The sequence below is a fragment of the Brevundimonas sp. UBA7838 genome, from assembly GCF_002500885.1.
Taxonomy (GTDB): domain Bacteria; phylum Pseudomonadota; class Alphaproteobacteria; order Caulobacterales; family Caulobacteraceae; genus Brevundimonas; species Brevundimonas vesicularis_C.
This window is the reverse complement of sequence record NZ_DLTK01000143.1, coordinates 1-8,449: the sequence shown is the minus strand read 5'-3', so window position 1 is coordinate 8,449 and position 8,449 is coordinate 1. Positions and strand designations below refer to the sequence as shown.

Genomic DNA, 8,449 nt, shown 5'->3' with positions numbered 1-8,449 from the left:
CAGCATGCGCTCGGCGGCGCGCGCCAGGGCCGCGTCGGCTGGGTCGGCGTCGCGCAGCTTGGTGTCGGTCTCATCGCCCCAGGCGGTGAAGGCGCGCTCGGCCCGTTCGTCGCCGATGAAGCGGGCGACCAGGGCGCGCAGATCGCCGACCGAGGCGCCCGACGGCGCGGGCCGGGCCTCCATCCAGTCCGGTCCCAGCCGATCCACGAAGGCGCGGGCCTGAACACGGTCGATCAGGCGGGGCTGAGCAAAGCGCGACACGCCGACATAAGCCGCTAGGTTCAGCGCCAGGCTGACGAAGACCCCCAAGGCCAGCGGATCGCCTATCCCCAGCATGACGTGCAGGTGCCAGGGTGCGCTGGGCGACAACTGCGGCAGGGCCAGCATGACGATCCAGACGCCCATCCCAACCGTCATGCCCGCCAGCGCCCCCTGCGCATGGCCGCCCCGCCACAGGACCGCGCCGAACAGGGCCGGCGCCAGCTGGGCCATCGCGGCGAAGGACACCAGCCCCATGGCCGCCAGGCCGCGCGACTGGTCCGTCGCCTGATAATAGAGCCAGGCCAGCAGCAGGACCGCGACGATGGCCCCGCGCCGGACCTGAAGAATGGTCCCCGCCATGTCCGAGGCGTCGCCGCGCACCCGCCAACGCTCGCGCGCCAAAAACGGCAGGATCAGGCTGTTGGACACCATGGCCGACAGGGCGACGGCCTCGACGATGACCATGGCGGTGGCGGCGGAAAAGCCGCCGACGAAGACCACGGCCGTCAGCAGGGTCTCGCCGCGCTGGAACGGCAGGGCCAGCACCAGCAGGTCCGGATTGACCGAGGGCGCAAACAGGGCGCCGGCCGCCACAAGCGGCAGCACCGCCAGACTGGTCAGCAGGAGATAGAGCGGAAAGATCCACCGCGCCCGCTTCACGTCCGACGGCTGACCGCCCTCCACGAAGGCGACGTGGAACTGTCGCGGCAGGCAGAAGATGGCCAGGGTGGACAGCAGGGTGATGGCGGTGAAGCGCGGCGTGACCTCGGGCGGCGCGGCCAGGGCGCCCAGGCCCTCGATGATACGCGGGGGGGACCCTTCGTTCAGCAGCAGGACCAGGGCGAAGACGGCGACGAACAGCAGGGCGCCCAGCTTGACCATCGACTCCAGGCCTATGGCCTGGATCAGGCCGCGATTGTGCTCGGTCAGGTCGGGACGGCGCGCCCCGAACAGAATGGCGAAGAAGGCCAGAACGCCGGCCAGCACCAGAACCGTCAGACCCTCGGACCCAGCCACCGGCGTGCCGGCGGTCAGCAGGGCGCCGGCCATCGACAGCGACTTCAGCTGCAGCGCGATATAGGGCAGCGACCCCAAGATGGCGACGACCGTGACGGCCGCGCCCAGAGTCTGGCTCTTGCCGTAACGCGAGGCCACGAAGTCAGCCATGGAGCCCACGTTCTCGCGCCGGGCGGCCGCCGCGATCCGGCGCCATAGCGGAAACAGCAGCGTCAGACCGATCACCGGGCCGATGTAGATGGGCAGATATTCCCACCCGTCCCGCGCCGCCGTGCCGACCGCGCCATAGTAGGTCCAGGAGGTGCAGTAGATCGCCAGCGACAGGGCGTAGACCGACGGCCCCAGCCCCTTGCCGCGCGCCCGCGCCGCCGGCCTTTCCTGATGCCAGGCGACGGCGAAAAGCACCGCCATATCGGCGGCGACCAGGCCGAGGATCGTCAGGCTGAACATGGGGACATCTGAACCGGGCACGGGGTGTTTCACAAGCGAAAGGCGGGCCGTCTTGCGACGACCCGCCCTTCATTCCACCTGAAAGCAGGATCAGGCGTTCAGATCGACGTCCTTGCCTTCCTTGACCAGAAGGAAGCCCAGAACGACCGTCCCCAGGGCCACCACGATCGGGTACCAGAGGCCGGAGTAGATGTTGCCCGTCGCCGCCACGATGGCGAAGGCGGTGGTCGGCAGGAAGCCGCCGAACCAGCCGTTGCCGATGTGATAGGGCAGGGACATGGAGGTGTAGCGGATGTTGGTCGGGAACATCTCGACCAGGGCCGCCGCGATCGGTCCATAGACCATGGTCACATAGAAGCCGAGGATGAACAGGATCAGCACCACCATCGGCTTGTTGACCAGGGCGCTGTCCGCCTTGGCCGGATAGCCGGCGGCGGTCAGGGCCTCGCCCAGGCTCTTGTCCCAGGTTTTCTTCTGGGCGGCGAAGTCGGCCGGGGCCATGGCGTCGCCCCGGAAGCTGGGGATGACGGCCTGATCGCCGATACGCACCTCGGCGACGGTGCCGGCCGGGGCCGCGACGTTGGTGTAGGTCACGCCCGCCTTGGCCAGATAGGATTTGGCCACGTCGCAGGAGTGGTTGAACACCGTCTTGCCCACCGGATCGAACTGCAGATTACAGTCGGCCGGATCGGCATAGACCGTGACCGGCGCAGACGCGGCGGCGGCGGCCAGTTTCGGATTAGCGGCCTGGGTCAGGGCGTTGAACAGGGGGAAATAGGTCAGGGCCGCGATCAGGCAGCCGGCCAGGATGATCGGCTTTCTGCCCACCTTGTCCGATAGCCAGCCCCAGAAGATGAAGAAGGGCGAGGCGGCCACAAGCGCGATGGTCAGCAGCACATAGACCAGTGTGGCGTCGACCTTCATGACCCGTTCCAGGAAGAACAGGGCGTAGAACTGGCCGGTGTACCAGATGACGGCCTGGCCGGCGGTGAGGCCCAGTAGGGCGATCAGCACGATCTTCAGGTTGGGCCATTTGCCGAAGCTGTCCTTTAGCGGGGTCTTGGAGCCCTTGCCCTCGGCCTTCATCTTCTTAAACGACGGGCTTTCGGCCAGCTTCAGGCGGATCCACAGGGAGACGCCCAACAGCAGGATCGAGACCAGGAACGGAATGCGCCAACCCCAGGCGGCGAAGGCCTCTTCGCCGACCGCAAGCCGAACGCTCAGGATCACCACGAGGCTCAGCACCAGGCCGGCGGTGGCCGTGATCTGGATGAAGGAGGTGTAGAAGCCGCGCTTGCCCTGAGGGGCGTGCTCGGCGACGTAGGTGGCGGCGCCGCCGTATTCACCGCCCAGGGCCAGGCCCTGGATCAGGCGCATCAGCACCAGGATGATGGGCGCGGCGATGCCGATGACCGCATAGGGCGGCAACAGGCCGACGACGAAGGTCGACAGACCCATCAGCAGCATGGTGACGAGGAAGGTGTTCTTGCGTCCCCACAGGTCGCCCAGCCGCCCGAAGACGATGGCGCCGAAGGGCCGCACCGCAAAGCCGGCGGCGAAGGCCATCAGGGCGAAGATGTAGCCGGTGGTTTCGTTGACGCCCGAGAAGAATTGGACGGTGATGATCGCCGCCAGAGAGCCGTAGAGATAGAAGTCGTACCACTCGATGACGGTGCCGACCGATGAGGCGAGGATGACCAGGCGATCGCTGCGATCGACGGTGTGCTCCTCTCCTCCGGACGCAAGGGGTGCGTCGGTTGCCATGATCCATTTCCTCCCGTGTCGCCGTTATCGGCCGTTCTGCACATCCTTCAGGATGCGTGGACGCCGACATTGACCGAGAGCGGGGCGGGTGGAGAGAGCGACTTTGGTCGAGGATCGCCGATCGCCAAGGCGACCTTGGGGTCGAGCATCACCGCTCGCCCAGGGCAGTCAGCCGTCGATGGAGATGACGGGGCCGAGCTTGGGTTGCGCCTTGCCGCGACGAGCGCTGCGACGCTTCAGCCAGGCGCGGATGCGGGTCTGGATCGGATTGTCGATCGCGAAGTGGAAGGCGAAGGCGAAAGCGACCGCCGCCATGACGCCCAGGCCCCACAGGCCCCATTGAACGAAGAGGGGCAAGGCGACGCGCGCCTCGACCGCATTGACCACGCCGAACCAGACGATGCGGACCACCTCGTTGGAGATGAACATGGAGAAGGAGACCATGGCGGCGGTCTCGACCCACTTCGAGGGCTTGGTCACAGGCACGGCGCCGGCGGCCAGGATGATGACCGAGATCAGGGTCAGGGCGACAAGGGCGTGCTTGTCGTGAAGCTGAAGCGCGAAGAAGCCGACGGCGGCCAGCACCCCGGCCCAGCCGGCCAGGCGCGGGGCGATCCAGACCTTCTGGGCGAACCAGGCCAGGCACATGCCCAGGAAGAACAGCGGCAGGACGCGGATGATGCCGTAGCGCATCGGCATCTGATAGACGGGATAGCCGAGGAACGACCAGCACAGCTGGTTGGCGATCAGATAGACGCCGACGCCGACGGCCAGGGCCGACCAGGGGCCCAGGCGCATCAGGCCGCGAATGATCCACGGGAAGGCCAGATAGCAGCCGATGAGAGCCGAGATCGACCAGGTCGGGGCGTTCCAGCCCAGGCCGCCATGCACGCCATAGGATTGCAGCAGCAGCAGCTGGGCCGGCAGCTGATCCCAGGCGAACCATTCGGGATTGCGGGGCGGCGAGCCGGCGGCGGTGGCCAGCAGCACGAAGCCGACCAGCGAAAGGCCCATGATCAGGTGGGCGGGCACGACCCGCAGGAACCGCTTCAGGAAGAAGTCGCCGGGCGACATCCGACCCTTGTCCACCGCCGCGCCATAGACGCGCATCAGCACATAGCCGCTGTCGATCAGGAAGAAGTTGGTCAGCAGGAAGCCGCCGCGTTCGAAGATCGGATTGATCAGATGGGCGAGCGGCTCGGGCCCTGCGGCCTGGAAGTGATGCAGGATGATCAGGAAGGCCACGATGAAACGCAGCGCGTCCAGCCAGCCGCCGCGCGCGATCTGAACTGTCTCATTGCGGGTCGAAATCAGGGACCAGGGCATCGTCAGCGCCTCCTTTGATCCCCTCACCGCAAGCGTCGGGCCAGTTCGCCTGTCAGGCGAACATCAGCCCCGCACCAGACGCAGAAACTCTTCGCGGGTGCGGGGGTCGTCGCGGACGACGCCGATCAGGTGGCTGGTCGACAGGCTGGCGCCGGGCGCATTGACGCCGCGCAGGGTCATGCAGCTGTGCTCGGCCTCGATGACCACGCCGACGCCGTGCGGCTTCAGCACGGTCTGGATGGCCTCGGCGATCTCGGAGGTCATCTTCTCCTGGATCTGAAGGCGGCGGGCGAAGCCGCGCACGACCCGAGCCAGTTTGGAGATGCCGACGACGCGGTCCGTCGGCAGATAGGCGACGTGCGCCTTGCCCACGACCGGCAGCATGTGGTGCTCGCAGAAGCTGACGAAGCGGATGTCCTTCAGCACGACCAACTGGTCGTAGCCGCCCGTCTCTTCGAAAGTCTTCTCCAGATAGGAGAGCGGATCGACCTCATAGCCCTGGAAAAGCTCGCGGTAGCTCTTGGCGACGCGGGCGGGGGTTTCCAGCAGACCTTCGCGATCCGGGTTGTCGCCGGCCCATTCGATCAGGGTGCGGACGGCGGCTTCGGCGTCGGCCTGGGAGACTTTGGAGGCGGGGGCGTCGGTCATGGCGGCCTAGATAGCGGAGCGCTTGAGGGAAGGGGAGGGGCGAGCCGCCACATTACGAGGCGCGCGCGCGTTCAGACGGCGAAGTCGGAAAAAGAGAGTCTAATTCGTCTAATTCGTCTGAAATCGAATGGATGGCGCTCCCCAAGGCGAAGGCGGGGAAGTCGGCATCGAAGCGGCGCCGTTCAAGGCCGAACGCGAGATTTTTCCGTGGTCAGGTCTGGACGAAGACGCGTCTGGTTAGCGGCCTGTTAACCATCCTGTCGGCATTTTCTGCCCAGTAGTTTGCGGAGTGGGCCGATGAACGGCGCGGAAGTTCTGGACGTCGGACGTGACGCCATATGGCTGACGATCCAGCTGTGCCTGCCTGTGCTTCTGGTCGGCCTGGTCGTCGGCGTGGTGATCGGCCTGTTTCAGGCCCTGACGCAGATTCAGGAACAGACCCTGATCTATGCGCCCAAGATCATCGCCATCTTCGTTTCGCTGATCCTGTTCCTGCCGCTGATGGGCGCCCTGTTGGGCGGCTTCATGCGCCAGATCGCGGCCCGCATCGCGGGGATGTAGTGGACGCTTATGCGACCGCTGATCAGGTCTGGGCCGGGGGGCTGATCTTCGCCCGGATCGCGGCGATCCTGATGCTGATCCCCGGCTTTGGCGAGGCCTATGTGCCCCCGCGCGTGCGACTGTCGCTGGCGCTGGTCATCAGTCTGGCGCTGTGGCCTGTGGTGCGCGGTTCGCTGCCGGGCCTGCCGGACAGTATGGGGCTGATGGTCGGGTGGATCATCCGCGAGGTGGTTGTGGGCCTGATGATCGGCCTTTTGCTACGGATGTTCATGAGCGCCCTGGCGACAGCGGGCGAGATCGTGTCGCTGCAGACGACGCTGAGCTTCGCCCAGACCGCCAATCCGATGCAGGCCCAGCCCGGTTCGACCATCGCCGCCTTTCTGGCCCTGCTGGGGGTGACGCTGCTGTTCGCCACCGACACCCACCACCTGTTCATCGCCGGCATGGTGGGATCGTATCGGCTGATCTCGCCGGCCCAGCCGCTGATGATGGCCGACTTCACCCAGATGGCGGTGCGAACCCTGGGCGACAGCTTCCTGCTGGGCGTGCAGTTGTCGGCGCCGGTGCTGGTCTTTGCCTTGATCTTCAACTTGGCGTCCGGCCTGGTGGCGCGGGTCATGCCGTCGTTCCAGGTCTATTTCGCCGCCGCGCCCTTGAGCGTGATCCTGGGCCTGTCGATCTTCGCGCTGAGCCTGGGTGCGCTGGGCACCCTCTTCATCGACCGCTACCGCCGTCTGGCGGAGTATTTCGTGCTGGGAGGCCCCGGTGGCTGAAGGCGCGGATCCCGAGTCGAAAACCGAAGAGGCGACCCCGCGAAAGCTTGAGGACGCCCGAAAGAAGGGCGATGCGGCCAAGTCGCCCGACGTCGCCCAGGTGCTGTCGCTGGCGGGGGCGGCGGCGGTGATCCTGATGGGGGGAGGCTGGTTCGCCTCGTCCATCGCCGAACAGATGCTGCCCTTCATCGCCGCCCCGCACGAGATGCTGGGGGTGCTGAACTCGGGCGCGGGCAACCAGATCATGGTGCGCGCCGTCTGGGCCGTGGCGCCCTTTCTGGGAGCCGTCATGCTGGCGACCATCCTGGGCGGGGTCGGGGGCAATGTCGCCCAATCCGGCCTGATCTTCACGGCCGAAAAGCTGAAGCCCAAATGGTCGGCGGTCAGTCCGATGCAGGGGTTCAAACGCATCTTCGGCCCCGACGGCCTGGCGCAGTTCGTCAAGACCTTCCTGAAGCTGATCGCCGTCTGCGTGGTGTGCTGGATGGTGTTGAAGCCGCACCTGCGCGAGTTCGAGAATATGGCCGCGATCAGCCCGCTGGCGATCCTGCCGCTGGCGCGCGACATGGCCATCTCGCTGTTCGTGGCCTCGATCATCCTGCTGGGGGCCACGGCCGGGGCCGACTTCATTTGGCAGAAGATGCGCTTCGCCAAGCGGATGCGGATGACCAAGGAAGAGCTGAAGGAAGATTTCAAACAGTCCGAAGGCGATCCGCACATCAAGGCCAAGCTGAAGCAGATCCGCATGCAGCGAAGCCGCCAGCGGATGATGGCCAATGTGCCCAAGGCCACCGTCATCGTGACCAACCCGACCCACTATTCGGTCGCCCTGCGCTATGAGCCGGATCAGGGCGACGGGGCGCCGATCTGTGTGGCCAAGGGCGTCGACGCCCTGGCCCTGCGCATCCGCGAAGTGGCGACCGAGCACGGCGTGCCGATCGTCGAGAACGTGCCGCTGGCGCGCGCCCTGTACGCCACCGTCGAGGTGGACGAGGTCATTCCGCGCGAACATTTCGACGCCGCCGCCAAGATCATCGGCTTCGTCTTCCAGTCCCGTAAGCGCCGGTAAGGCGGCGTCAGGATTTGGGCGTATGATCGCAACACTGATTCGCGAGGCTGTATGACGTCCACCCGCCGCCCTTCGTTCGACCTGTTGTCCGGCGTGATGGCGTTCGGCGTCGTGGCGGCGATCGCGGCCCTTGCCTACCCGGCGTTTCGCGCCAACCCGACCTCGGCGCCGGGACTGGTGCTGATTCTGACCGTGGGCGCGATCGCCATGATCGGTCTGTTCGGCTTCCGCCGGGCGGCGGACGCCAAGCCGAGCAGCGACGCGGCCATCGAGGTGCTGGACGCCATGGCCGAACCGGCGGCGCTGGTCTGGGATTCAGGACAGATCCTGGCCTTCAACGCCGCCTGGTCCGAGGCCAATGGGGCGACCGGCGCCCTGCCGCGCGGCAAGTCGGCCCAGGCGCTGTACATGGCCTTCGCCCAGGCGCGCAAAGGCGAGCCGGGCCGCGCCATCGTCATGATCGGACAGCGCGAGGTCGAGGTCGTCATCGGCCAGATCGGCGATGGAAAGACGGGCGAGGGCAGGTTCCTGATGCGCGCCGCGCCGGACGCCGTCCTGCCCATCGCCGCCGCGCCCGTTC

Annotated in this window: 6 protein-coding genes and 2 pseudogenes; 4 read left to right on the top strand and 4 right to left on the bottom strand. The window is 66.7% G+C overall.

The genetic code is table 11. The annotated features are described in order from the left end of the window. From B3T77_RS15205 to folE, 4 genes and pseudogenes are all read right to left on the bottom strand, one after another. Positions 1-1,728, bottom strand: a pseudogene (locus B3T77_RS15205) (hybrid sensor histidine kinase/response regulator); the annotation flags it as partial. Between the two features lie 90 nt (positions 1,729-1,818). Beyond that, on the bottom strand, positions 1,819-3,492 hold the full coding sequence (locus B3T77_RS15200) for an MFS transporter (RefSeq protein ID WP_055753857.1): 1,674 nt from the start codon (positions 3,490-3,492) through the stop codon (positions 1,819-1,821). A gap of 168 nt (positions 3,493-3,660) precedes the next feature. Then, positions 3,661-4,818 carry an acyltransferase family protein gene (locus B3T77_RS15195; protein WP_292080664.1) on the bottom strand — a complete coding sequence of 386 codons (1,158 nt, stop codon included), beginning with the start codon at positions 4,816-4,818 and terminating at the stop codon, positions 3,661-3,663. A 63-nt stretch (positions 4,819-4,881) separates the two neighbouring features. Then, positions 4,882-5,466, bottom strand: coding sequence for a GTP cyclohydrolase I FolE (gene folE / locus B3T77_RS15190; RefSeq protein ID WP_055806832.1), 585 nt, complete (start codon positions 5,464-5,466; stop codon positions 4,882-4,884). A 297-nt stretch (positions 5,467-5,763) separates the two neighbouring features. Here folE and fliQ point away from each other — a divergent pair, with 297 nt between their 5' ends. The 4 genes and pseudogenes from fliQ to B3T77_RS15170 form a co-directional block, all read left to right on the top strand. Continuing rightward, entirely contained in the window at positions 5,764-6,027 is a 264-nt protein-coding gene (fliQ, locus tag B3T77_RS15185; protein ID WP_017505641.1) for a flagellar biosynthesis protein FliQ, read from the top strand. Beyond that, positions 6,027-6,800 (top strand): flagellar biosynthetic protein FliR, encoded by a 774-nt coding sequence (gene fliR, locus B3T77_RS15180; RefSeq protein ID WP_066629549.1) that lies wholly within the window; start codon positions 6,027-6,029, stop codon positions 6,798-6,800. The genes fliQ and fliR overlap by 1 nt, the downstream gene beginning before the upstream one ends. Further along, positions 6,793-7,869 (top strand): flagellar biosynthesis protein FlhB, encoded by a 1,077-nt coding sequence (flhB, locus tag B3T77_RS15175; protein WP_292080663.1) that lies wholly within the window; start codon positions 6,793-6,795, stop codon positions 7,867-7,869. The genes fliR and flhB overlap by 8 nt, the downstream gene beginning before the upstream one ends. A 51-nt stretch (positions 7,870-7,920) precedes the next feature. Then, positions 7,921-8,449: pseudogene (locus tag B3T77_RS15170) on the top strand (hybrid sensor histidine kinase/response regulator); the annotation flags it as partial.